Below are 22,958 nucleotides of genomic sequence, written 5' to 3' on the forward strand. Positions count from 1 at the left end.
ACTTGCCGGGTGGTTATCCACTGCCCATGGACCGCACCGCCGCCGCTGTACCCCAGCGGCGTTCAGGATTCTCAATGACTCTCGATTACGCCTTTATCCTCGGCACCCTGCCGGCGTTTCTCAAAGCCGTGGGCGTGACCTTGCAGGTCGGCCTGATTGCCATCTGCACGTCGCTGCTGGTGGCCTTGATCAACGCCACGATCCTGGTATTTCGCACCCCCTACCTGTGGCGCCTGGTGGCGTTGTATGTGGAGCTGGCGCGCAATACGCCGCTGCTGATTCAGCTGTTCTTCGTGTACTTCGCCTTGCCCGCCCTGGGGATCAAGATTTCCGGGTTTGCGGCGGCAATCATCACCATGACCTTTCTCGGCGGCGCCTACCTCACCGAAGTGCTGCGCGCCGGTGTTGAGGCCGTGCCCCAGGCGCAACTGGAATCGGGGCGCTCCATTGGCCTGTCCCATTGGCAACTGCTGCGCTACGTGATTCTGCCGCAAGCCGGGATCCTCAGCCTGCCGTCGCTGTTCGCCAATTTCATTTTCCTGCTCAAGGAAACCACCGTGGTCTCGGCGGTGGCGGTGCCGGAGATTCTCTACACCACCAAGAGTTACATCGCGCTGTACTACAAGACCTACGAAATGCTCGCCGTGCTGACGCTGATTTGCGTGTTGCTGTTCTTGCCCCTGTCGCTGCTGCTCAGCCGCCTGGAAAGGAGGCTCCAGCATGGCCAGTTCGGGTCTTGAGTTGCTGTGGGTGTCGTTGCCGCAACTGGGCAAGGGCGCGCTGCAAACCCTGTCGATTTCCTTTTTGAGCATCGCCTTCAGCACCCTGGGCGGCGTGTTGTATGGCGTGTTGCGCAACCTGCCGAGCAAGTGGCTGAACGCCGTGCTGCGGGTCTACCTGGAACTGTTCCGGGCGATTCCGGTGCTGGTCTGGCTGTACCTGCTGTTCTTCGGCTTTCCGATCTTTTTCGGCATCAGCATTCCCAGCTTCACCTGCGCGGTACTGGTGCTGTCGCTGTGGGGCGCCAGCGAAGTGGGCGAGGTGGTGCGCGGCGCCCTGCATTCGCTGCCCCGTGGCCAGCGTGAGGCGGGCTTGTCGATCGGGTTGTCCGGCCCGCAACTGTTCATCTATGTCTTGCTGCCCCAGGCCCTGAAACGCATGACGCCGCCGACCATCAATGTCTACACGCGGATCATCAAGACCAGCTCGCTGGCGGTGCTGATCGGCGTGGTGGATGTGATCAAGGTCGGCCAGCAGATCATCGAGCGCACCTATGAGTCGGTGTTGATCTACGGCGCGCTGTTTCTGTTTTTCTTTTTTATCTGCTACCCGCTGTCGGCCGCTTCCCGCGTGCTGGAGCGGCGCTGGACGCAAGCATGAGCGCACTGATCGAGTTCCGGAGTTTCAACAAGTTTTTCGGCGAGCAGCAGGTGCTCGACCAGGTCGACCTGCGGGTCGAGTCGGGTGAAGTGATCGTGATCCTCGGCCCCAGCGGCTGCGGCAAAAGCACCCTGTTGCGCTGCCTCAACGGGCTGGAAGTGGCCCACAGCGGCAGCCTGACCTTCAATGGCCGGGAACTGCTGGACAAGGGCACCGACTGGCGCGACGTGCGGCAGCAGATCGGCATGGTGTTCCAGAGCTATCACCTGTTCCCGCACATGAGCGTGCTCGACAACATTCTGCTCGGCCCGCTCAAGGTGCAAAAACGCGAGCGCCGCGAGGCCCGCGAACAAGCCGAAGCCTTGCTCGCCCGCGTCGGCCTGCTGGACAAGCGTGATGCCTTCCCGCGCCAGCTCTCCGGCGGCCAGCAGCAGCGCATCGCGATCGTTCGTTCGCTGTGCATGAACCCGCAAGTGATGTTGTTCGATGAAGTGACCGCCGCCCTCGACCCGGAAATGGTCAAGGAAGTGCTGCAAGTGATCCAGGGCCTGGCCCGGGACGGCATGACCCTGTTGATCGTGACCCACGAAATGGCCTTCGCCCGTGCCGTGGCCGACCGCGTGGTGTTTATGGACGCCGGGCGCATCGTCGAACAGAACCCTCCCGAGATTTTCTTTACGAACCCGCAGACCGCACGCGCGCAGCAGTTCCTGGAGAAGTTCTCCTTCGTTGAAACACTGCCTAAAAAAGCACCTGAAAAGGAACTGGAGCGCTTATGAAAACTGCCAAGTCTTCGCTGTTGTTACTGCCGTTGTTCGGCCTGGCCCTGCTGGCCGGCTGCGATAAATCCACGGATGCCCCCAAGCCTGCGGCCAGCACGGCCAGCGCTGCGCCTGCGGCCGGCTACCTGGACAAGATCAAGGCTCGCGACAAGCTGATTGTCGGGGTGTTCACCGACAAGCCGCCGTTCGGTTTTGTCGATGAGGCCGGGCGTTATGTGGGGTTCGATACCGACATTGGCCGGCGTTTCGCCAAGGACCTGCTGGGTGATGAGAACAAGGTCGAGTTCGTGGCGGTCGAGCCGGCCAGCCGGATTCCATTCCTGCAAAGTGACAAGGTCGACCTGATCCTGGCCAACATGACCGTGACCCCGGAGCGCAAGGAGGCGGTGGAGTTCACCAACCCCAACCTCAAGGTGGCCGTGCAGGCGCTGGTGCCGAATGGCAGTGAGGTGAAAAAACTCGACGACCTGGCGAGCCGCACCACCATCGTCACCACCGGCACCACCGCCGATATCTGGCTGACCAAGACTCACCCGGACTGGAAACTGCTGAAGTTCGAGAAAAACTCCGAGTCCCTGCAAGCCCTGGCCAACGGTCGCGGCGACGCCTATGCCCAGGACAACCTGGTGCTGTTCAGCTGGGCCAAGCAGAACCCGGGCTACCGCGTGCTGGAAGAGAAACTCGGTGACGAAGCCCCCATCGCCCCGGCGGTGAAGAAAGGCAACATCGAACTGCGTGACTGGGTCAACGCCGAACTGGCCAAGCTGGGCGAAGAGAAATACCTGCTCAAGCTCTACGACCAGTACGTGCGCAAGGAACTGAGCGACGACACCAAGCCCGAGAGCGTGATCGTCGAAGGCGGAAAATGGCAGGGCTGATAACCCTGTAGCCGGTGCTGCGCGGTGATTTTCCAGGTGCCCCTGCGGCGCCTGCAAGGGCCAGCGCAGCCTTCGGCAGCGGCTACAGCACCGCCCTGTAGCCGCTGCCGAGCCCGCGAGGCTGCGCTGTGCCGCTATGCCAACTGACACCCAACGGGTCTAATCCGGCCAATGCCACGCCGGTTCGTCAAGCATGCCCTGGCCGACGATTTCGGTTTGACCGAAGTTCTTCTCCAGGACGATGGAGTTGCATTCGGGGTCCTGTTGCAAGGCGGCGATCAGTCGGCTGGCGTGGGACACCACCCACACCTGGCAGTGCTGCGAGGCACGGATGATCAGGCGCGCCAGGGCCGGCAGCAGGTCCGGGTGCAGACTGGTTTCCGGCTCGTTGAGCACCATCAGCGTCGGCGGCCGCGGGGTCAGTAACGCCGCGATCAGCAGCAGGTAGCGCAAGGTGCCGTCCGACAACTCGGCGGCTGACAGCGGACGCAGCAATCCTTCCTGATAGAACTCAATGGCGAAGCGCCCCCCTTGCAGCGGCGCGATCTGCAACCGTGCGCCCGGGAATGCATCGCCGATAGCCTGGTGCAACGCCTCGGGGTCGCCAATTTCGAGGATGGTCTGCAGGGCGGCCGCCAGGTCGCGACCGTCGTGGTGCAGCACCGGGGTCCGGGTGCCCAGTTGCGGCTGGCGTGCCGGTGCGTCGGCATCGCTGCGAAAGTGGTCATAAAAACGCCAGCCACGGATGCTCTCCCGCAGCAGCAACACCTCGGGCGAGGAGCGCAGGCTGCCGACTTGATCGAACAGGCTGTCAAAGGTCGCGGTGTGCTGCGCGATCACGTCCCAAGTGCGCCCTTCGCGGGTGCGGATCATCGGCCCGGCGCGACCCACCAGCAGGCTGGACGGGCGATACAGCGGCCCGGCCCAGATGCATTCCTTCTTGATTTCCGGATCGAGGGCGAAGGCCGACAGGTTCAGCGGTGGCGGCGGCTCGGGCAGGCCGAGGGAGATGGCGTAGCTGAAATCCTCCGCGGCGAACCCCAGGCGCAGGCGCGTGACTTTCTTGCGCGGCCCGCCGCCTTCAATCACCACTTCGCCGCTGCGCATGCGCCGGCTGATGCTTTCCGGCCCGGCCCAGAAGGTCGATTGCAAGCCACCTTCGCGAGCCAGGGCATTGACCACGCCGCCCTGGGCGGTCTCGGCCAGCAGGCGCAAGGCCCGGTACAGATTGGACTTGCCGCTGCCGTTGGGGCCGGTGATCAGGTTCAGCCGCTCCAGCGGAATCACCAGTTTGTTGATCGAGCGGTAATTGGCCACCGCCAGGGTCTTGAGCATGCCGGGTCTCCTTTTGCGTGGTGGGGAGTGTGCCTGATTTGGCGGGAAGGGAGGGTTGTGGCGAGGAGGCTTGCTCCCGCTCGCTCGCGCAGCGGACGCAAAACCTGAGGTCGCGGTTTGCTCAAAGGCCGGTATGGGCATGTTCCCTCACCCCGGTGAACACGGTGCGTGCAGCGATGGAACCCTGTTCTAAGCTCACAGTCGTAACGTCACTGGCACGACAGCATCACGCAAAGGAGCCTGCATGGCTGGTCTCGAATCGAAGTGGGTAGTGGCGTTGAGCTTGCTGGCTCTACTCTGCGGCTGTGGTGCGGAAAAGCCCGTGGAAAAGGAGCGCCCGCGCGTGCGGGTGATGGAAGTGCGCAGCAGCGACTTCGCCCCCTCCGTGACCCTTACCGGCGATATCCAGGCCCGGGTGCAGACCGAATTGTCGTTTCGCGTGGGTGGCAAGATCATCCAGCGTGCAGTGGATGTCGGCGACCGGGTTTCAGCCCAGCAAGTACTGGCCCGACTCGACCCCAAGGACCTGCAGACCAACGTCGACTCTGCCGCGGCCTCGGTATCGGCCGAGCAGGCGCGGGTCAAGCAGGCCGCCGCCGCTTTTGTGCGCCAGCAAAAACTCCTGCCCAAGGGCTACACCAGCCAAAGTGAATACGACTCGGCCCAGGCCGCCCTGCGCAGCAGCCAGAGCGCCCTGACCGCAGCCCAGGCGCAGTTGGCCAATGCCCGCGAGCAACTGAGCTATACCGCGCTGGTGGCCGAGGCCCCCGGCATCATTACCGCGCGCCAGGCCGAAGTCGGCCAGGTGGTGCAGGCCACGGTGCCGATTTTCAGCCTGGCGCGGGACGGCGAGCGCGACGCGGTGTTCAACGTTTATGAATCGTTGCTGATGGCCCCGCCGGATAACGCGCTGATCGTCATCAGCCTGCTGGACAACCCCCAGGTCAAGACCACCGGCACCATCCGCGAGGTGACCCCGGTGGTTTCGGCCGACAGCGGCACGGTGCAGGTCAAGGTGGCGCTCAAGGAGTTGCCGGCGGGCATGGACCTGGGCTCGGTGGTGAGTGCCACCGCCAGCGCGCCGGGCACCGCCAGCGTCGAGCTGCCCTGGTCGGCGCTGACCAAGAACTTAAGCGAGCCCGCCGTGTGGCTGGTGGGCGAGGACGGCAAGACCGAGCTGCACACGGTCAAGGTCGCGCGCTACCTGACCGGCAAAGTGATCATCGGCGAAGGCCTCAAGGGCGGTGAAAAAGTAGTGGTGGCCGGCGGGCAGTTGCTGCATCCGCAGATGTTCGTCGAGATCGCCGCCGAGGATAAAGCCCAGGGAGCCCAGCCATGATGCGCCTGTCGTTGCCGTTCGCCGCGCTGTTGTGCAGCGTGGCGCTGTTGCCGGGTTGCTCCAGGGAAGAGCCGGCGCCCGAGCCGGTGCGCCCGGTGCTGTCGATTGAAATCAAACCCGAGTCCGAGGAAAGCCTGGGGCGTTTTGCCGGGAGCATCCAGGCCCGCTACGAGACCCACCTGGGGTTTCGTGTGCCGGGGCGGATCGCCAATCGCAACGTGGATGTCGGCGCCGAGGTCGAGCAGGGCGCGCTGCTCGCGACCCTGGACCCCACCGATCAGCAGAACCAGTTGCGCGCGGCCCAGGGTGACCTGGCGCGGATCGAGGCCCAGTGGATCAATGCCCAGGCCAATGCCCGGCGCCAGCAGGAGCTGTTCGATCGCGGGGTAGGCGCCCAGGCCCAGCTGGACATCGCCCTGACCGATCTGCAAACCACCGGCGCCTCCCTGGCCCAGGCCAAGGCCTCGGTGAGCCAGGCCCGGGACCAGCTCACCTACAGCGAGTTGCGCACCGATCACGGCGGCGTGGTCACCGCCTGGAACGCCGAGGCTGGCCAGGTGGTCACCGCCGGCCAGCAAGTGGTGACCCTGGCCCGCCCGGACATCAAGGAAGCGGTGATCGACCTGCCGGCCAGCCTGGTGGATCAACTGCCGGCGGATGTGGTGTTCAAGGTCGCGGCGCAGCTGGACCCGAGCATCAACACCACGGCCATCGTCCGCGAGATCGAACCCCAGGCGCAGAGCGCGACCCGCACCCGCCGCGCACGCCTGACCCTGACCGAGACCCCCGATGGCTTCCGCCTGGGCACGGCGATCAGCGTCAGCCTCAGTTCGGCCATCGAACCGCGCACCGAGCTGCCGCTGTCGGCGGTGCAGGAGGTCGACGGCAAGACCCGGATCTGGGTCATTGATACCCAGAACCAGACCGTGGCCCCACGGGAGGTCACGGTGCTGCGTCGCGACGCGAACTCGGCCCTGATCGGCAAGGGCGTCAAGGCCGGTGAGCGGGTGGTCAGCGCCGGCGTCAACAGCCTCAAACCGGGGCAGAAAGTCAAAATCGACGAGGACGCCCCGCGATGAAAGGGAGCTTCAATTTATCCGAGTGGGCCATCAAGCATCAGTCGTTTGTCTGGTACCTGATGTTCGTCGCGCTGCTGATGGGCGTCTTCTCCTACCTCAACCTGGGCCGCGAGGAAGACCCTTCCTTCACCATCAAGACCATGGTGATTTCCACCCGCTGGCCGGGGGCGACCCAGGAAGAAACCCTGAAGCAGGTCACCGACCGCATCGAGAAAAAACTCGAAGAACTCGATTCCCTCGACTACGTGAAAAGCTACACCCGCCCCGGCGAGTCCACGGTGTTCGTCTACTTGCGCGACACCACCAGTGCCAAGGACATCCCCGAGATCTGGTACCAGGTGCGCAAGAAGATCAACGACATTCGCGGCGACTTCCCCCAGGGCATTCAGGGCCCCGGGTTCAACGACGAGTTCGGCGATGTGTTCGGTTCGATCTACGCCTTTACTGCCGACGGCCTCAGCCTGCGGCAACTGCGCGACTATGTGGAGCAGGTGCGCGCCGAGATCCGCCAGGTGCCGAATCTGGGCAAGGTGGAGATGGTCGGCGAGCAGGATGAAGTCATCTACCTGAACTTCTCGACCCGCAAGCTGGCGGCCCTGGGCATCGATCAGCGCCAGGTCCTGCAAAGCCTGCAATCACAGAATGCGGTGACCCCGGCCGGGGTGATCGAGGCCGGGCCGGAGCGGATTTCCGTGCGTACCTCGGGGCAGTTCGCTTCCGAGAAGGACCTGGCCACGGTCAACCTGCGGCTCAATGACCGCTTCTATCGCCTGGCGGATATTGCCGACATCAGCCGCGGCTACGTCGACCCGTCGACGCCGATGTTCCGCTTTAACGGCCAGCCGGCCATCGGCCTGGCGATTGCGATGAAGAAGGGCGGCAACATCCAGGACTTCGGCAAGGCGCTGCACGCGCGCATGAGCGAGCTGACCGCCGACCTGCCGGTGGGGGTCGGGGTGCACAAGGTCTCGGACCAGGCCGAAGTGGTGGAAGAGGCGGTGGGCGGCTTTACCAGCGCGCTGTTCGAGGCGGTGGTGATCGTGCTGGTGGTGAGTTTCATCAGCCTTGGCGTGCGCGCCGGGTTGGTGGTGGCCTGCTCGATTCCGCTGGTACTGGCCATGGTCTTCGTGTTCATGGAGTACAGCGGCATCACCATGCAGCGCATCTCCCTCGGCGCCCTGATCATCGCCCTGGGGCTGCTGGTGGACGACGCCATGATCACGGTGGAGATGATGGTCACGCGCCTGGAAATGGGCGAGACCAAAGAGCAGGCGGCGACCTTCGCCTACACCTCGACCGCGTTTCCCATGCTCACCGGGACCCTGGTCACGGTGGCCGGTTTTGTGCCCATCGGCCTCAACGCCAGCTCTGCCGGCGAATACACCTTCACCCTGTTTGCGGTGATCGCGGTGGCGATGCTGGTGTCCTGGGTGGTGGCGGTGCTGTTCGCGCCGGTGATCGGCATTCACATTCTCAGCAGCAAGGTCAAACCCCACTCCAATGAACCGGGGCGGGTTGGCCGGGCCTTCAACGGCGGCCTGCTGTGGGCCATGCGCAACCGCTGGTGGGCCATCGGCATCACCGTGCTGCTGTTCGCGCTGTCGGTGTTTTGCATGCGTTTCGTGCAGAACCAGTTCTTCCCGTCTTCCGACCGCCCGGAAATCCTGGTCGACCTCAACCTGCCGCAGAACGCCTCGATCAACGAGACGCGCCTGGCCGTGGATCGCCTGGAGGCGACCCTCAAGGACGACCCGGATATCGAGCGCTGGAGCACCTACATCGGCGAAGGCGCGATCCGCTTCTACCTGCCCCTGGACCAGCAACTGCAAAACCCCTATTACGCGCAGCTGGTGATCGTCAGCAAAGGCCTGGAACAGCGCACGGCCCTGACCCAGCGCCTGCAGAAGCGTCTGCGTGAAGACTTCGTCGGCATCGGCAGCTACGTGCAGGCCCTGGAAATGGGCCCGCCGGTGGGGCGGCCGATCCAGTACCGGGTCAGCGGCAAGGACATCGATCAGGTGCGCAAGCACGCCATCGAACTGGCCACCGAGCTGGATAAGAACAGCCATATCGGCGAGATCATCTACGACTGGAACGAGCCGGGCAAAGTGCTGCGCATCGACATCGCCCAGGACAAGGCGCGGCAGCTGGGGCTGTCTTCCGAAGACGTGGCGCGCTTGATGAACAGCATCGTCAGCGGCTCCACCGTGACCCAGGTGCATGACGATATTTACCTGATCAATGTGGTCGGGCGTGCCGACGATAACGAACGCGGTTCGCCGGAGACCCTGCAGAACCTGCAGATCGTCACCCCCAACGGCACCTCGATTCCGCTGCTGGCCTTCGCCACCGTGCGTTACGAGCTGGAGCAGCCGCTGGTCTGGCGTCGCGACCGCAAGCCGACCATCACCATCAAGGCCGCGGTGCGCGACGAGATCCAGCCCACCGACCTGGTCAAGCAACTCAAGCCGACCATCGACCGGTTCTCGTCGGCGTTGCCGGTGGGTTACTCGGTGGCAACCGGCGGTACGGTGGAGGAGAGCGGCAAGGCCCAGGGGCCGATTGCCAAGGTGGTGCCGCTGATGCTGTTCCTGATGGCGACCTTCCTTATGATCCAGTTGCACAGCGTGCAGAAGATGTTCCTGGTGGCCAGCGTCGCGCCCCTGGGCCTGATCGGCGTGGTCCTGGCCCTGGTGCCGACGGGCACGCCCATGGGCTTTGTGGCGATCCTCGGGATCCTTGCGCTGATCGGCATCATCATCCGCAACTCGGTGATCCTGGTGACCCAGATCGATGCCTTCGAGAAGGACGGTTATTCACCCTGGGATGCGGTGGTGGAAGCCACCCAGCACCGGCGCCGGCCGATCCTGCTGACCGCAGCGGCGGCGAGCCTGGGGATGATCCCCATCGCCCGCGAAGTGTTCTGGGGGCCGATGGCCTACGCCATGATCGGCGGCATTATCGTCGCCACCCTGCTTACCCTGTTGTTCCTGCCGGCGCTCTATGTGGCCTGGTACAAAATCAAGGAACCGCAGCAGCAGGCGTGAGCCGCCGGCCGCGTCAGGCCTTGCGCCAGACGCTGGCCAGCCATGGCTGCTGCTCGCGCGGTAATCCGGCGGGGCGGTAGTAGTGTTCCAGTTCGACGAAGCCGGCGGCGGTCAGCAAAGCCTGCCAGGCCGGCAGATCGTGGTACGAGCCGTAGCGTTCGCCGTTCCAGCCCTCGCGGTTGTCGCCCCGCGGATTGGAACTGAACAGCACGCCACCCGGTTTCAGCGTGGCGTGCAGTTGCTTGAGGATCCGAGGCAGCTCCTGCAACGGGATGTGAAACAGCACCGCGTTGGCAAAGATTCCGTCGAAGTGGGCGGCGGGCAGCTCGAGCTTGAGAAAGTCCTGTTGCCAGACCTCACAGCCACTGTCGTCGCGGGCCATTTGCGCAAAGCGTTCGGAGCCATCGAGGCCGACCGCGACATGGCCCATGCGGGTGAAAGTCTGTAAATCGCGGCCCGGGCCGCAGCCGAAATCCAGCACGGTAAACGGAGCCGTGCCCTGGATATGCCGCAGCAGCGCATCGATGTTCTGGCTCACATCATGATCGCGCGTACCTTCGCGAAAGCCTTCGGCAACCTGGTTGTAATGGCCGAGGGTGGTGGCGGTGATCTGGTCGAGGTCGTCGGGGGCGAGTTTCATGGCAGCTGCGCGAAGAAGGGAGAGGGGCCGAATATACCCCAAGTCGCCCAGGGGCAACGTTCAACCAATGACCAACGCGGCGACGAGTTGTAGCCGCTGCCGCAGGCTGCGCTGGCCATCCTTAAGGGCCAGCCTCGCAGGCTCGGCAGCGGCTACGTGCGGCTACCGTCAGCGTTTGTTGAGGATTCGTGCCAGGCGGTCGCCGCCCAGTTGGATGGCGGCAACCAGGATCACCAGCAGCACGATGACGGTGAGCATCACCTGGCTGTCAAAACGCTGGTAGCCGTAGCGGTAGGCGATGTCGCCCAGGCCGCCGGCACCGATGGCGCCGGCCATGGCCGAGGAGTTGATCATGGTCACCAGGGTAATGGTGAAGCCCCCCACGATCCCCGGCAGTGCCTCGGGCAGCAGCACGTGCCAGACGATGTGCCAGCGTCGGCAGCCCATGGCCTGCGCTGCTTCGATCAACCCATGGTCGACCTCCCGCAGGCTGACTTCGGCGATCCGCGCGAAGAACGGCGTCGCGGCGATGGTCAGCGGCACCACGGCGGCCCAGACGCCATAAGTGGTGCCGACAATCAGCCGGGTAAAGGGGATCAGCGCCACCATCAGGATCAGGAACGGGATCGAGCGAAACAGATTCACAAACGCCCCCAGCGCCCGATTCAGGGCCGGAGCTTCATAGATCCCGCCCTTGGAGCTGGTGACCAGGATCACCGCCAGCGGAATCCCCGCCAGCAGGGCGATCAGCGAGGACACGCCGACCATCAAAAAGGTGTCGATGACCCCTTGCAGCAAACGGTCAAACCACATAACCCAGCACCTCCACCTGTTGTGCCCAGTCGCCCGCGCGCTGGCGCAGTTCTTCAGCGCCCAGGGACGAACCGCTCACCGCCAGCAGCAATTGCCCCAGGGCATGCCCCTGGATCCGTTCCACACCGCCCTGCAACAGCCGCACGCGCCCGCCCAGGGCACTGAACAGCGCCGCCAGGTCCGGCTCGTCGCCGCTGGCGCCGGTGAACTGCAAGCGCAGTACCACGGCGGCCTGGGCCGACTCCGGTTGCGCCCGCAGGCGCTGCTGCAGCTCCTGCGGCAAGCCATGCTGCAAGGGTGCGAGCAGGGTTTTGCTGACCTCGTGCTGCGGGTTGCCGAACACTTCCCAGACCGGGCCCTGCTCGACAATGCGCCCGTGTTCAAGCACCACCACCCGGTCACAGATATCGCGGATCACTGCCATCTCGTGGGTGATCAGGACGATGGTCAGGCCCAGGCGCTGGTTGATCTCCTTGAGCAGGCCGAGGATCGACTGGGTGGTCTCCGGGTCCAGGGCCGAGGTGGCCTCGTCGCACAGCAGAATCGCCGGGTCATGCACCAGGGCCCGGGCGATCCCGACCCGCTGCTTCTGCCCGCCCGACAACTGCGCCGGGTAAGCCTTGTGTTTGTCCTGCAGGCCCACCAGCTCCAGCAGCTCGCGGACTTTGTTCTGGCGTTGCTCCTTGGGCACGCCGGCCACCTTCAGCGGCAGCTCGACGTTCTGCCACACGGTCTTGGCCGACATCAGGTTGAAGTGCTGGAAGATCATGCCGATGCGCCGGCGCAGTTCCACCAGGCGGTCTTCGTCGAATTCGCCGATGTCCACATGGTCGATCAGTACCCGGCCGCTGCTGGGTTGCTCCAGGCGGTTGATGGTGCGGATCAGCGACGACTTGCCGGCGCCGCTGCGGCCGATGATGCCGAACACCTCGCCGTGCTGGATCGCCAGGTCGATGCCCTGCAGGGCCGGCACCGGGCCTTGCGCGCCCTGGTAGGTCTTGCCCAGGCCGACGAAGCGCACGTGGGCGCGGTTGAGCTGCGGGTGCAGCTCAGCCTGCTGGGCGCTGTGGGGCTGTTGTTCGGGCAGCTTGCGCTGCAGGCTGGCGACGCTCATCTCAGCCTTCCCAGCCGGCTTGGTAGAGCTTGCCGTGGGCTTTATCCAGGGCGGCGCGCACAGCCGGCGAATGCTGGTAGATATCGACGAACTTGATCAGCCGCGGGTCGGTCTTGCTCTTGGGCTGGATCACGAACTGGATCACGTACTCCTTGTGGTCCAGGCCGTCGAACAGCAGGGCGGAGCCGGCATCGAAGGTCTTGGCCAGGCGGATGTACGCCGGGTAGCCCTGGACCAGATCGGCATCGTCATAGGCGCGTACCAGTTGCACGGCCTCGACCTGGAGGATCTTGATCTTTTTCGGGTTGGCGATGATGTCGTCTTCGGTGGCCTTGTAGCCCACGCCCGGCTTGAGGGTGATCAAACCGGCCTTGGCCAGCAGTTGCAGGCCGCGCCCGCTGTTGATCGGGTCGTTGGCGATGGCGACGCTGGCGCCTTCGGGCAGTTCGTCGAAGCTTTTGTATTTCTTCGAGTACAGGCCGACGTTGTTGATGATCCCCGGGGCGAAGGGCACCAGGTCAAAACCGGCGGCGGCCTTGGCGTTTTCCAGGAACGGGATGTGCTGGAAGTAGTTCACATCGATGTCGCCGGCCGCGAGGCTGACGTTGGGCGCGATCCAGTCGGTGAACTCCACCAGCTCGACTTTCAGGCCCTGTTTGCCAGCCTCTTCAACGGCGGCTTCCAGGGGGATGGCAAAGGCCGCGGTGGTGCCGACCTTGAGGGGTTTGTCGGCGGCAAACACGGCGCCGCTGAAGAGTCCGAGGGCGAGGACCAGTGCTTTGACTGGGTGGCTCAGGAGTTTGCTTTTCATGGTGGTTATGTCCAGTCAATACGAATGAGTTGAGCAATTTTTGTGGACGCAGCGAAGACCGCTGTCTGTGGCGAGGGAGCGTGCTCCCGCAGGCTTGCGAAACAAGCCCAAACCCTGATGACTCGGTATTCCTGGAGAAACTGCGTCGCCCGGATTTGGGGCCGCTACGCGACCCAGCGGGAGCAAGCTCCCTCGCCACAAGGGCCTCAGTGGCGGTAGGCCGCGCCGGTGTGTTGTTCAGGCAGCTTGCGGTCCTGGCGGAACAGCTTTTCGCGCAAGGTGCCGTTGTCGTAGGCGGTCTTGTACGAGCCGCGTCGTTGCAGTTCCGGGATCACCAGGTCGATGAAATCGACGTAGCTTTCCGGAGTCACGATGCGGGTCAGGTTGAAGCCGTCGAGGCCGGTTTCGGCGATCCACGATTCCAGTTCATCCGCCACTTGCTGCGCCGAGCCGACCACGGTGATGTAGCGCCCGCCGAGGGCGTGCTGGTCGAGCAATTTGCGTCGGGTCCAGTCGTTGTTCTGCAGGTTCTTGGTGGCCGACTGGATGGCGTTGCTCTTCACGTACTGGATCGGCTCGTCGATTTCATACTGGGCGAAGTCGATGCCGGTCGAAGCCGAGAAGTGCGCGACACCGGCTTCGGCGCTGGCGTGGCTGCGGTACTCGGCGTGCTTGGCCCAGGCGGCTTCCTCGGTCTCGCCGACAATCACGTTGAGGCCCATGAACAGCTTGATGTCCTCGGGATTGCGCCCGGCGGCCACGGCGCTGGCGCGGACCTTGTCCACCTGGGCCTTGGTCGACGGCTTGTTCTGGCCGCTGATGAAGACGCACTCGGCATGACGTCCGGCGAACAGCAACCCACGGTCCGAACTGCCGGCCTGGAACAGCACCGGGGTCCGCTGGGGCGAAGGCTCGCAGAGGTGATAACCCTCGACCTGATAGAACTCGCCCTTGTGCTCGACCTTGTGCACTTTGTCCGGCTGGGCGTAGATCCGCTGCACCGGGTCGTTGAGCACCGCGTCGTCTTCCCAGCTGCCTTCCCAGAGTTTGTACAGCACCTCCAGGTACTCATCGGCCTGGTCGTAGCGCCGGTCGTGTTCCACCTGTTCCGACAGGCCCATGGCCTTGGCCGCGCTGTCCAGGTAGCCGGTGACGATGTTCCAGCCGACCCGGCCGCTGCTCAGGTGGTCAAGGGTCGACATGCGCCGGGCGAACAGATACGGCGGCTCGTAGGTGAGGTTGGCGGTCAGGCCGAAACCGAGGTTTTTCGTCACGGCGGCCATGGCCGAAACCAGCAGCAGCGGGTCATTGACCGGCAGCTGGATCGACTCTTTCAGCGTGACGTCCACTGAGTTCTGATAGACGTCGTACACGCCGACGATGTCGGCGATAAACAGTCCGTCGAACAGCCCGCGCTCCAGCAACTGGGCCAGTTCGGTCCAGTAGGCGAGGGTTTTGTATTGGGTCGAGTTGTCCCGTGGGTGAGTCCACAGACCGTGGTTGATATGCCCGATGCAGTTCATGTTGAAAGCATTGAGCAGGATCTTTTTCTTCGCCCCCATCAGATCGTCCCCCGCAGTGGCGGGTTCGTTTCATTCAGGTAGTAATTGCCCACGGCGTGGTACTTCCAGCGCACCGGGTCGTGCAGGGTGTGCACCCGGGCGTTGCGCCAGTGACGGTCAAGGCCGTGCTCGGCCAGGGTTGCCTGGCTGCCGGCCAGCTCGAACAGGGTGCTGCCGGCGGCCAGGGAAATTTCGGTGCTCAGGGCGCGGGCTTCGGCGACCGCGATCGAGGCGGCGGCCACGGTCTCGGCGTTGGTCTGGGCCTGGGCCAGGTCGAGGAACTCCCCTGAGCGTTCCAGCAGCGCCTCGGTGGCGTGCAGGCGGATGCTCAGGTGGCCGAAACTCTTGAGGGTCAGCGGGTCTTCGGTGGCCTTGTCGCTGGTGGCGTCGATCCACGGCCGGGTCTTGGTCCGCACGAAATGCAGCGCGTCCTCATAAGCGGCGCGGGCGATGCCGGTGTCGATGGCGGCGTGGAGGATCTGCGCCAGCGGGCCGACCGTGGTCGGGCGCTCGAAGGCGCTCTGGAACGGGACCACGTCCTGGGCGGCGACGTAGACGTTTTCAAACAGCACCGAGCCGCTGCCGGTGGTGCGCTGGCCAAAGCCTGACCAGTCATCGATCACGCTCAGGCCCTGGCTGTCACGCTGGACGAAGGCCAATTGCTGCACACCCTGTTCATCCACCACCGAGGTCGGGATGCGCTGGGCGTAGATGGCGCCGGTGGCGTAGAACTTGCGGCCATTGATGCGGTAGCCATCGCCGTCACGGGTCAGGGCCGTGGTGCGGTCGTGGGCGGTCTTGGTCCCCAGTTCCGCCAGGGCATTGCCGAAGCGGCGGCCGGCCAGGACTTCGGCGTACAGCCGTTGTTTCTGCTCGGGGCTGCCATTAACCCGCAGCACCTCCAGGGCGTAAAAATGGTTTTGCGGGATCTGCCCGAGGGAGGCATCCGCCTGGGCGATCAGCGCGGTGACCTTGGCCAGGGTGACATTGGATACGCCGGCACCGCCGTACTCCTTGGGCACGCTGATGCCCCACAGGCCCGAGCGGGAAAACACTTCCAGTTCCGGGTGCGGCAGGCGACGTTCGCGATCGCGCAGGGCGCTGTCGCGTTTGAAATCTTCGGCCAGGTCGCTGGCGACAATCAGGGCTTGCTCATCGCTGGTTATGACCGCGACGTGTTGGGAAAGAGTCATGTACTTCTCCAGTGGTCTGGTTGTCAGATCCAGGAATGGCGAGCAGGCAACGTGCCGTTCAGGTGATAAGCGCCTACGGCGTGGTATTTCCAGCGCACCGGGTCGTGCAGGGTGTGTACTCGCGCGTTGCGCCAGTGGCGGTCGAGGTTGAATTCGGCGAGGGTGGCGCGGCTGCCGGCCAGTTCGAACAGCTTCTCGCTGGCCTGCAACGAGATTTCGGTGGTCAGCACTTTGGCTTCGGCCACGGCAATCGAGGCGCGGGCTGCGGACTCGGCGGTGATCGGCGCCGCGTTGACCTGGTCCAGCACCCGGCCGGCCTTGCGCAACAGGGCCTCGGCGGCGTGCAGTTCGATTTTCAGCTTGCCGATATCGGCGATTACATACAGGTCATCGCTGGCGCGCTCGACGTTGGCGTCGACCCAGGGCCGCGCTCGTTCACGGACAAAACTGATGGCGTCGTCGATCGCCGCCCGGGCAATGCCGGCGTCGATGGCGGCCTGGATCAGTTGCGACACCGCGCCCTGGATATTGGGCACCTCGTTGATCCGCCAGTTGTCCACCACCAGGTCGGCGTCAACCCGCACGTTGTTGAGCAGGATGGTGCCGCTGGCGGTGGTGCGCTGGCCGAAGCCCGACCAATCGTCGACGATGCGCAGGCCCGGGGTGCCGCGACGCACGAACGCCAGCACTTGCTTGCCGTCATCGTTGAGGGCCTTGACCGCTACCCAGTGCGCGAACAGCGCGCCGGTGGAGTAGAACTTCTGGCCGTTGATCACGTAGCCGTCACCATCGGCGGTGATGCGTGCCTTGAGTTCCAGGGTATTTTTGGTGCCGCGCTCGGGGCCGGCATTGCCGATGCGCCAGCCTTCGAGCACGCTCTGGAACAGGTGTTTTTTCTGCCGTTCGGTGGCGCTGGCCAGGACCAGGTTGAGCACGCCGAACTGGTTTTGCGGGATCTGCCCCAGGGCCGGGTCGGCGGCGGAAACAATGGCGAAGACCTCGGCCAGGGTCACGAATGAAACCTGCGGGCCACCGTATTCGCGGGGGATGGCAATACTGCCCAGGCCGCTGCGGGTGAATTGCTCGATCTGCGCCCAGGGCAGCTTGCGCTGGCGATCGCGCTGCGCGGCCTGCTGGCGCGCGGCAGCGGCCAGTTCATGAGCGGCTTGCAGGGCTTGGGCGTCGTTGAGCAAGACCTGTGCGGGCAGCAACAGGGGGGCGATATCCAGATCGCTCTGGACTTTTGCATCGGCCAGATTGGACATCAGCGCCACTCCTTGGCTGCACGCAATGCCCTGGCGATCTGCACTGGGGTGATTGTGTTCCGGACCATACCTACCTCACATCTCATGGATATGCCGCGGTCGTGCGGCGAAATCAGAATCAAAGAATGTCCGGTGGTCCGGTGCATATACCCTATGCGTGTATAAAAATTAAATAAACTAACTTTTAGGAATATACATAGAAGGGGTTTACGTATACGGCAGGATGACAGGTTGCGGCCCAGCGGCTGCGGGCTGGCGCGGCGTGTGGCTGCCGCCGGCGAGCATTTTTCGTCGGCAGCGAAGAGGACGGGCGGGGGGTGAAAACACCCGATGGCAGGCGATCAGCGGTGGACGTTCAGGCGGCGTCCCAGGCGTTACTGGTACTGATCCAACTCGTCGGTGAGCGATTGCAGCAGCGATTCGGGGGGCAGCAACAGGCCTTGCCCGTGCGCATCTGCAAACACCAGGCAAAGCGTGGCGTCGCGCTGCATGCCGGGCAGCCAGTGGGAGAGGAAATGGGTCAGTTCAATGGGCTTGGGTTGGAAGCCCTGCCATGGGCCATGGGCGCACAAGGCGGCGAAGTCCGCCTCCGGCCAGAATGGTATGGCGCTGGCCTGGGCAGAGCCCGCAGTGGCCCAGCCGTCCGCGAACAGCCCCCAGATGACCTGGAAATCCGCCACCTTGCGAATCAGGTAGTCGCACCGGGCCTGGGGTGAGAGCCGGAGCAGGTTGTGGATTTTCTGCGGGGCCAGCATCAGGCATCCATGGTCTGGAATGGGAGCGGGTAGTCGGCTGTAGAAGTTCGAAGCTTCATGTGCCGGGGTTGAGAAACTTGCTCAGAAACTGCTGAGTGCGTTCTTCCTTGGGGTGGGCGAACAGCTCCTTGGCGTCGCCCTGTTCGACGATCACGCCCTTGTCGAAGAAGATCACCCGGTTGGCCACGTCGCGGGCGAAGCTCATCTCGTGGGTGACGATGACCATGGTGCGTTTTTCTTCAGCCAGGCTGCGGATGGTCGCCAGCACCTCGCCCACCAGTTCCGGGTCCAGGGCTGAAGTGGGCTCGTCGAAGAGGATCACTTCCGGCTCCATGGCCAGTGCCCGGGCAATCGCCACGCGCTGTTGCTGACCACCGGACAGGCGCCGGGGGTAGGCGTCTTCCTTGCCCGCCAGGCCGACCTTGAGCAGCAGCCGACGGCCCAGGGCTTCGGCCAGGTGGCGCGGTGTTTTTTTCACCACCAGCGGGCCTTCGATCACGTTCTCCAGCGCGGTGCGATGGGGAAACAGGTTGAAGTTCTGGAACACGAAACCCACCTGCTGGCGCAATTTGCGCACCAGGCCCTGTTGCTGGCTCAGGGGCCGGCTGCCGTCGATTTCGATATCGCCGACCTTGATCCGGCCGCTGCTGGGTTCTTCGAGAAAATTCAGGCAGCGCAGGAAGGTGGTCTTGCCCGAGCCGCTGGGGCCGATGATGGCGACCACTTCGCCGGCGGCGACGGTCAGGTCGATGCCATTGAGCACAGTCTGACCCTTGAATTGCTTGGTCAGTTTTTCAACCACGATCATGGGTTCAAGACTCCTGGTCATGCCGATTGACCCGCGCTTCCAACCGGTTCTGCAGGTGCGCCAGGGCGCTGGCAAGAATCCAGTAGATCAGGGCGGCGGCAAGATACATGGTGAAAATTTCGAAGGTCCGGGCGGTAATCAGCTGCGCCTGGCGGAACAGTTCTGGCACCTGGATGGTGGCGGCCAGGGCCGTGTCCTTGACCAGTGAAATAAAACTGTTGCCCAGGGGCGGCAGCGCGGTGCGCATGGCTTGGGGCAGGATCGCCCGGCGCAGGGTCTGCGCGCGGGTCATGCCGATGCTGGCGGCGGCTTCCCATTGGCCGCGCTCGATGGAGCTGATGGCGGCCCGCAGGATTTCACAGGCGTAGGCGGCCATGTTCAGCGAGAAGCCGATCAGTGCCGCCGGCAGTGGGTCCAGTTCGATGCCCAATTGCGGCAAGCCGTAATAGATCACGAACAGTTGCACCAGCAGCGGCGTGCCGCGAAAGAACGACACATAGACCCTGGCGGTCCAGCTCAGCAGCTTGAAGCGCGACAGGCGCATCAGCGCCAGGCCGAAGCCCAGCAGCAAGCCGAAAAACATGCCGCCCAGGCTGAGAATGACCGTGTAGTAGGCGCCCTTGAGCAGAAAGGGCGCCGAATCCAGCGCCAGTTGAAGGCCTGCTTCCATTATTGAGTGACGTCAGCGTTGAAGTATTTTTCCGAGAGTTTTTTCAGCGTGCCATCGGCGCGCAGTTCCTCGATGGCCTTGTTCACTGCGGCCAGCAGTTCGGGTTCGCCTTTGCGCAGGGCGATACCGGCTTCCTGACGGGAGAACGGAGCGCCGGAGACGGCCAGGGTGTCATTGGTTTTCTTGATCAGTTCGAAGGCGGCCAGGCGGTCCACCAGGATCGCTTCGATGCGGCCTACGCGCAGGTCCTGGTACTTGGTCGGATCATCGTCATAGGTCTTGATGATCGCGGTCGGTACGTTGTCCTTGAGCCATTGCTCGTAGTTGGTGCCCAGGCCGACACCGACCTTGTGGCCACCCAGGTCGGCGGCGGTCTTGAATTTGCCTTCGTCTTTTTTCTGGGTCAGGGCCTGGATCCCGGAGACGGTGTACGGCACCGAGAAGTCGTACTTCTTCTTGCGTTCCTCGGAAATGGTGACCTGGTTGACTACGGCGTCGAGACGCTTGGATTCCAGGGCGGCGAGGATGCCGTCCCACTTGGTCGGCTGCAGCTTGACCTTGACCCCGAGCTTTTGCGCCAGGGCTTCGGAGAATTCCACTTCAAAGCCGGCCAGCTTGCCGTTTTCATCGACGTAACTGAAAGGCGGGTAGGTGCCTTCCAGGCCGACGTTGATCACGCCGGCGTCCTTGATCTTTTGCAGTTGCTCACCGGCAACCGCCTGCCCCAGCATTCCGGCGCCGATGGCCAGACCCAGTGTGCCAATAAGCAGATTTCGACGTAGTGCAGAAAAATTCATGACAAGCCCCTGTGGTTTCTTATGCGCAATGCGGGTGGGAGATGCAGGTCAATCGAGGAACGTGACGAGCGCTCATCCTGCCTTAAATGCAGCCTGCGCGTCTCGCGGCAAATGAGCCTGCGGCGCGACTATAAAGCGCGTTTTATAGGTTTAAAAATAATATAAATTTAGTTTGTTATTCCTTTTGGTTTGGTTGGTTGAGTTGTGTACTCACCTCGCAAACTGTAGCCGCTGCCGAGCGGGCTCGGCAGCGGCTACAGCGGCTACGGAAGCTCAGGCGAAGGCGCCGGTGTAAGCGAATAGGGCTGGGGCGCCGCCGGTGTGGAGGAAGATGATCGGGCCGTCATTGAAACGCTGGCGGCCGACCCCGTCGAGCAGGCCGGCCATGGCTTTGCCGGTGTAGACCGGGTCCAGCAGCAGGCCCTCCTGGCTGGCCAGCAATTTCACCGCGGCCAGGGTGCCGGCATTCGGCTCGCCATAGCGCGGGGCGAAATATTCGTCCCACAGTTCCACCTTGAAACTCGCCGGCAGCTCGACGCCCAGCAATTGGGCAGTGCGTTCGGCCAGGCCCTGGACCTTTGGCCGTTGGGCTTCATCGGTGCGCGACACGGTCACTCCGATCACCGGCAACTGTGGCAACGCCTCGCTCAACGCCAGGGCCAGGCCGCTGTGGGTGCCGGCGCTGCCCGAAGCCAGGACCACGGCGGCGAATTCCAGGCCGCTGTCCTTGATCTGCTCGGCCAGCTCCAGGCCCGCACGCACATAACCCAGGGCGCCGAGAGCGTTGGAACCGCCAATCGGCACCAGATAGGGCTTCTTGCCATTGCTGCGCAGGCGCTCGGCCAGGGCCTGCAATTGCTCGTCGGCGTGGTCCAGGTTGTCCACCAACTCGACCTTGGCGTCGAACAGGTCCAGCAGCAGGCGGTTGCCGCTGTGCAGGTAATGGCTGTCTTCGGTGCCGATGGGGTTTTCCAGCAGGGCGACGCAACCCAGGCCCAGCTTGGCCGCCAGGGCGGCGGTCTGGCGCACGTGGTTGGACTGGATGGCCCCGGCGGTAATCAGGGTGTCGGCGCCCGCCGCCGAGGCATCCGCCGCCAGGTATTCGAGCTTGCGCAATTTATTGCCGCCCATGGCCAGCGGCGTGGTGTCGTCGCGTTTGACGTAGATATCGCGCCCGAGCCAGGTGGACAGGCGTTCGAGTTTTTCCAGGGCGGTGGCGTGGCCAAGCAGGTCGAGTCGGTCGAAGCGGGCTAGCTGTTGTTTGATCATGGGGGCGCACGGGCTGATGGGATGCGGGGACTATAGGCAGCGATATTTGCCCGGGCAACCGTCAATCGCATATGTCAAAAAGTGCTAAGGCCCGCACAATTAGTTCTTAATTTTGCCTGCGGCCCATACCGTAAAGTGGATGCCGTTTCCGTAGCCAGACTGTCCGGCTACCTGAGTGAGGAGTGTTGAGCGTGAGCGAGCGATCCAGCCATTGGCAACTGCAGACCATCGTCGGCCAACTGCGTGATGCCCGCGACCAGTGGCGTACCCGCAATGGTCGTGTCAGTGGCGAACAGGGCGGCCGGGAACTGCCGTCCCGAGCGGCCATGGCCGAGATTCTCGAAGCCTTGTGCGGTGCCTTGTTCCCCATGCGCCTGGGCCCGGTAGACCTGCGCGAGGAAAGCGAAGACTTCTACGTCGGCCACACCCTGGACGCCGCCCTCAATGCGCTGCTGGCCCAGACTCGCCTCGAACTGCGCTACGCGACCCGCCATGGCGGTGAGCAGGCCGAGGACGTCGAGGCCAAGGCCATCCGCATCATCCAGGACTTCGCCCTGGCCCTGCCGGGCCTGCGGGTGCTGCTCGATACCGACGTGCTGGCGGCCTACCACGGCGACCCCGCGGCGCGCAGCGTGGATGAAGTGCTGCTGTGCTACCCGGGGATTCTGGCGGTGATTCACCATCGCCTGGCGCACCACCTGTACCGCGCCGGGTTGCCGCTGCTGGCGCGGATCAGCTCGGAAATTGCCCACTCGGCGACCGGTATCGATATTCACCCGGGGGCGCAGATCGGCCGCAGTTTCTTTATCGACCACGGGACCGGCGTGGTGATCGGTGAAACCGCGATCATCGGCGAGCGGGTGCGGATTTATCAGGCTGTGACCCTGGGCGCCAAACGCTTCCCGGCGGACGAGGACGGGCAGTTGCAGAAGGGCCATCCCCGGCACCCGATCGTCGAGGACGATGTGGTGATCTACGCCGGCGCGACGATTCTGGGGCGCATCACCATCGGCCAGGGTTCGACCATCGGCGGCAACGTCTGGCTGACCCGCAGCGTGCCGGCCGGCTGCAACCTGACCCAGGCCAATCTGCAGCATGACGATGGGACGCAAAAGTAACACTGCGCCCACCTGACGCCACGCGCAGCCCTGTAGCCGCTGCCGAGCCCACGAGGCTGCGCTGGCCCTGTGCAACACCTTGCGCCCACCTGACACCCCTCGGCGCTCTCGCGGCCCAGCGGCAGCGGCCACGGTCGACAATGATTTTTCTGCGGAACGATCCCGTCACGCCTACGTCATACCCTTCCTTGAGCTAGCGTACTGAAGGTACCGCTGAGCCTTGCGATTAGTCCTCGAACCCCCATCCATGTTTAACTTGAACGCTCGTTCAAGTTAAATCGGTAGTTCGCTGCCCGCTCACAA

General features: G+C 63.9%; 21 protein-coding genes. 8 read left to right on the top strand and 13 right to left on the bottom strand.

Annotation, left to right across the window (positions count from 1 at the left end):
* Positions 1-74: 74 nt before the first annotated feature.
* From MF4836_RS03935 to MF4836_RS03950, 4 genes are read left to right on the top strand one after another with little or no spacing between them, the layout of a single operon-like run.
* Positions 75-740, top strand: coding sequence for an amino acid ABC transporter permease (locus MF4836_RS03935; RefSeq protein ID WP_078469247.1), 666 nt, complete (start codon positions 75-77; stop codon positions 738-740).
* Positions 721-1,380 (top strand): amino acid ABC transporter permease, encoded by a 660-nt coding sequence (locus MF4836_RS03940; RefSeq protein ID WP_078469248.1) that lies wholly within the window; start codon positions 721-723, stop codon positions 1,378-1,380. Before MF4836_RS03935 ends, MF4836_RS03940 begins: the two co-directional genes overlap by 20 nt.
* Positions 1,377-2,159, top strand: coding sequence for an amino acid ABC transporter ATP-binding protein (locus MF4836_RS03945; protein ID WP_078469249.1), 783 nt, complete (start codon positions 1,377-1,379; stop codon positions 2,157-2,159). The genes MF4836_RS03940 and MF4836_RS03945 overlap by 4 nt, the downstream gene beginning before the upstream one ends.
* Positions 2,156-3,040, top strand: coding sequence for a transporter substrate-binding domain-containing protein (locus MF4836_RS03950; protein ID WP_078469250.1), 885 nt, complete (start codon positions 2,156-2,158; stop codon positions 3,038-3,040). Before MF4836_RS03945 ends, MF4836_RS03950 begins: the two co-directional genes overlap by 4 nt.
* 159 nt (positions 3,041-3,199) lie before the next feature.
* On the opposite strand, the gene MF4836_RS03955 is transcribed toward MF4836_RS03950, so the two are convergent.
* Positions 3,200-4,375, bottom strand: a complete 1,176-nt coding sequence (locus MF4836_RS03955; protein ID WP_078469251.1) for an AAA family ATPase — start codon at positions 4,373-4,375, stop codon at positions 3,200-3,202.
* A 244-nt stretch (positions 4,376-4,619) separates the two neighbouring features.
* On the opposite strand from MF4836_RS03955, the gene MF4836_RS03960 reads away from it, so the two are divergent.
* The 3 genes from MF4836_RS03960 to MF4836_RS03970 are packed head-to-tail and all read left to right on the top strand — an operon-like array spanning position 4,620 to position 9,840.
* Complete coding sequence (locus tag MF4836_RS03960) at positions 4,620-5,714, top strand: efflux RND transporter periplasmic adaptor subunit (protein ID WP_078469252.1); 1,095 nt, start codon at positions 4,620-4,622, stop codon at positions 5,712-5,714.
* Entirely contained in the window at positions 5,711-6,793 is a 1,083-nt protein-coding gene (locus MF4836_RS03965; RefSeq protein ID WP_078469253.1) for an efflux RND transporter periplasmic adaptor subunit, read from the top strand. Before MF4836_RS03960 ends, MF4836_RS03965 begins: the two co-directional genes overlap by 4 nt.
* Positions 6,790-9,840 (top strand): efflux RND transporter permease subunit, encoded by a 3,051-nt coding sequence (locus MF4836_RS03970; RefSeq protein ID WP_078469254.1) that lies wholly within the window; start codon positions 6,790-6,792, stop codon positions 9,838-9,840. Before MF4836_RS03965 ends, MF4836_RS03970 begins: the two co-directional genes overlap by 4 nt.
* A 13-nt stretch (positions 9,841-9,853) precedes the next feature.
* On the opposite strand, the gene MF4836_RS03975 is transcribed toward MF4836_RS03970, so the two are convergent.
* From MF4836_RS03975 to MF4836_RS04030, 12 genes are all read right to left on the bottom strand, one after another.
* A complete protein-coding gene (locus MF4836_RS03975) occupies positions 9,854-10,480 on the bottom strand; it encodes a class I SAM-dependent methyltransferase (protein ID WP_078469255.1) in 627 nt (208 codons plus the stop codon).
* A gap of 168 nt (positions 10,481-10,648) precedes the next feature.
* Positions 10,649-11,293 carry a methionine ABC transporter permease gene (locus MF4836_RS03980; protein ID WP_078469256.1) on the bottom strand — a complete coding sequence of 215 codons (645 nt, stop codon included), beginning with the start codon at positions 11,291-11,293 and terminating at the stop codon, positions 10,649-10,651.
* Positions 11,283-12,407: a methionine ABC transporter ATP-binding protein gene (locus MF4836_RS03985; RefSeq protein WP_078469257.1), complete on the bottom strand. Its 1,125-nt coding sequence runs from the start codon at positions 12,405-12,407 to the stop codon at positions 11,283-11,285. The genes MF4836_RS03980 and MF4836_RS03985 overlap by 11 nt, the downstream gene beginning before the upstream one ends.
* A gap of 1 nt (position 12,408) precedes the next feature.
* Positions 12,409-13,218: a MetQ/NlpA family ABC transporter substrate-binding protein gene (locus MF4836_RS03990; protein WP_078469258.1), complete on the bottom strand. Its 810-nt coding sequence runs from the start codon at positions 13,216-13,218 to the stop codon at positions 12,409-12,411.
* Positions 13,219-13,424: 206 nt separating this feature from the next.
* A complete protein-coding gene (locus MF4836_RS03995) occupies positions 13,425-14,780 on the bottom strand; it encodes an LLM class flavin-dependent oxidoreductase (protein WP_078469259.1) in 1,356 nt (451 codons plus the stop codon).
* The gene (locus MF4836_RS04000) at positions 14,780-15,973 is read right to left on the bottom strand and encodes an SfnB family sulfur acquisition oxidoreductase (RefSeq protein WP_078469260.1); all 1,194 of its coding nucleotides are present in this window, start codon (positions 15,971-15,973) and stop codon (positions 14,780-14,782) included. Before MF4836_RS04000 ends, MF4836_RS03995 begins: the two co-directional genes overlap by 1 nt.
* A gap of 23 nt (positions 15,974-15,996) precedes the next feature.
* Positions 15,997-17,238: an SfnB family sulfur acquisition oxidoreductase gene (locus MF4836_RS04005; RefSeq protein ID WP_078469261.1), complete on the bottom strand. Its 1,242-nt coding sequence runs from the start codon at positions 17,236-17,238 to the stop codon at positions 15,997-15,999.
* Positions 17,239-17,612: 374 nt separating this feature from the next.
* The gene (locus MF4836_RS04010; protein ID WP_078469262.1) at positions 17,613-17,993 is read right to left on the bottom strand and encodes a DUF2750 domain-containing protein; all 381 of its coding nucleotides are present in this window, start codon (positions 17,991-17,993) and stop codon (positions 17,613-17,615) included.
* A 55-nt stretch (positions 17,994-18,048) separates the two neighbouring features.
* Positions 18,049-18,801 carry an L-cystine ABC transporter ATP-binding protein TcyN gene (gene tcyN, locus MF4836_RS04015; RefSeq protein WP_078469263.1) on the bottom strand — a complete coding sequence of 251 codons (753 nt, stop codon included), beginning with the start codon at positions 18,799-18,801 and terminating at the stop codon, positions 18,049-18,051.
* Positions 18,802-18,805: 4 nt separating this feature from the next.
* Positions 18,806-19,471 carry a cystine ABC transporter permease gene (gene tcyL, locus MF4836_RS04020; RefSeq protein ID WP_020299787.1) on the bottom strand — a complete coding sequence of 222 codons (666 nt, stop codon included), beginning with the start codon at positions 19,469-19,471 and terminating at the stop codon, positions 18,806-18,808.
* Positions 19,471-20,268, bottom strand: a complete 798-nt coding sequence (tcyJ, locus tag MF4836_RS04025) for a cystine ABC transporter substrate-binding protein (protein ID WP_043230463.1) — start codon at positions 20,266-20,268, stop codon at positions 19,471-19,473. Before tcyJ ends, tcyL begins: the two co-directional genes overlap by 1 nt.
* A gap of 273 nt (positions 20,269-20,541) precedes the next feature.
* Positions 20,542-21,537 (bottom strand): D-cysteine desulfhydrase, encoded by a 996-nt coding sequence (locus tag MF4836_RS04030; RefSeq protein ID WP_078469264.1) that lies wholly within the window; start codon positions 21,535-21,537, stop codon positions 20,542-20,544.
* 191 nt (positions 21,538-21,728) lie between these two features.
* Between MF4836_RS04030 and epsC the strand changes: the two genes are divergently transcribed.
* Positions 21,729-22,655 carry a serine O-acetyltransferase EpsC gene (gene epsC, locus MF4836_RS04035; RefSeq protein ID WP_020299790.1) on the top strand — a complete coding sequence of 309 codons (927 nt, stop codon included), beginning with the start codon at positions 21,729-21,731 and terminating at the stop codon, positions 22,653-22,655.
* Positions 22,656-22,958 lie beyond the last annotated feature (303 nt).

This window comes from Pseudomonas sp. MF4836 (assembly GCF_002018875.1).
Lineage (GTDB): Bacteria > Pseudomonadota > Gammaproteobacteria > Pseudomonadales > Pseudomonadaceae > Aquipseudomonas.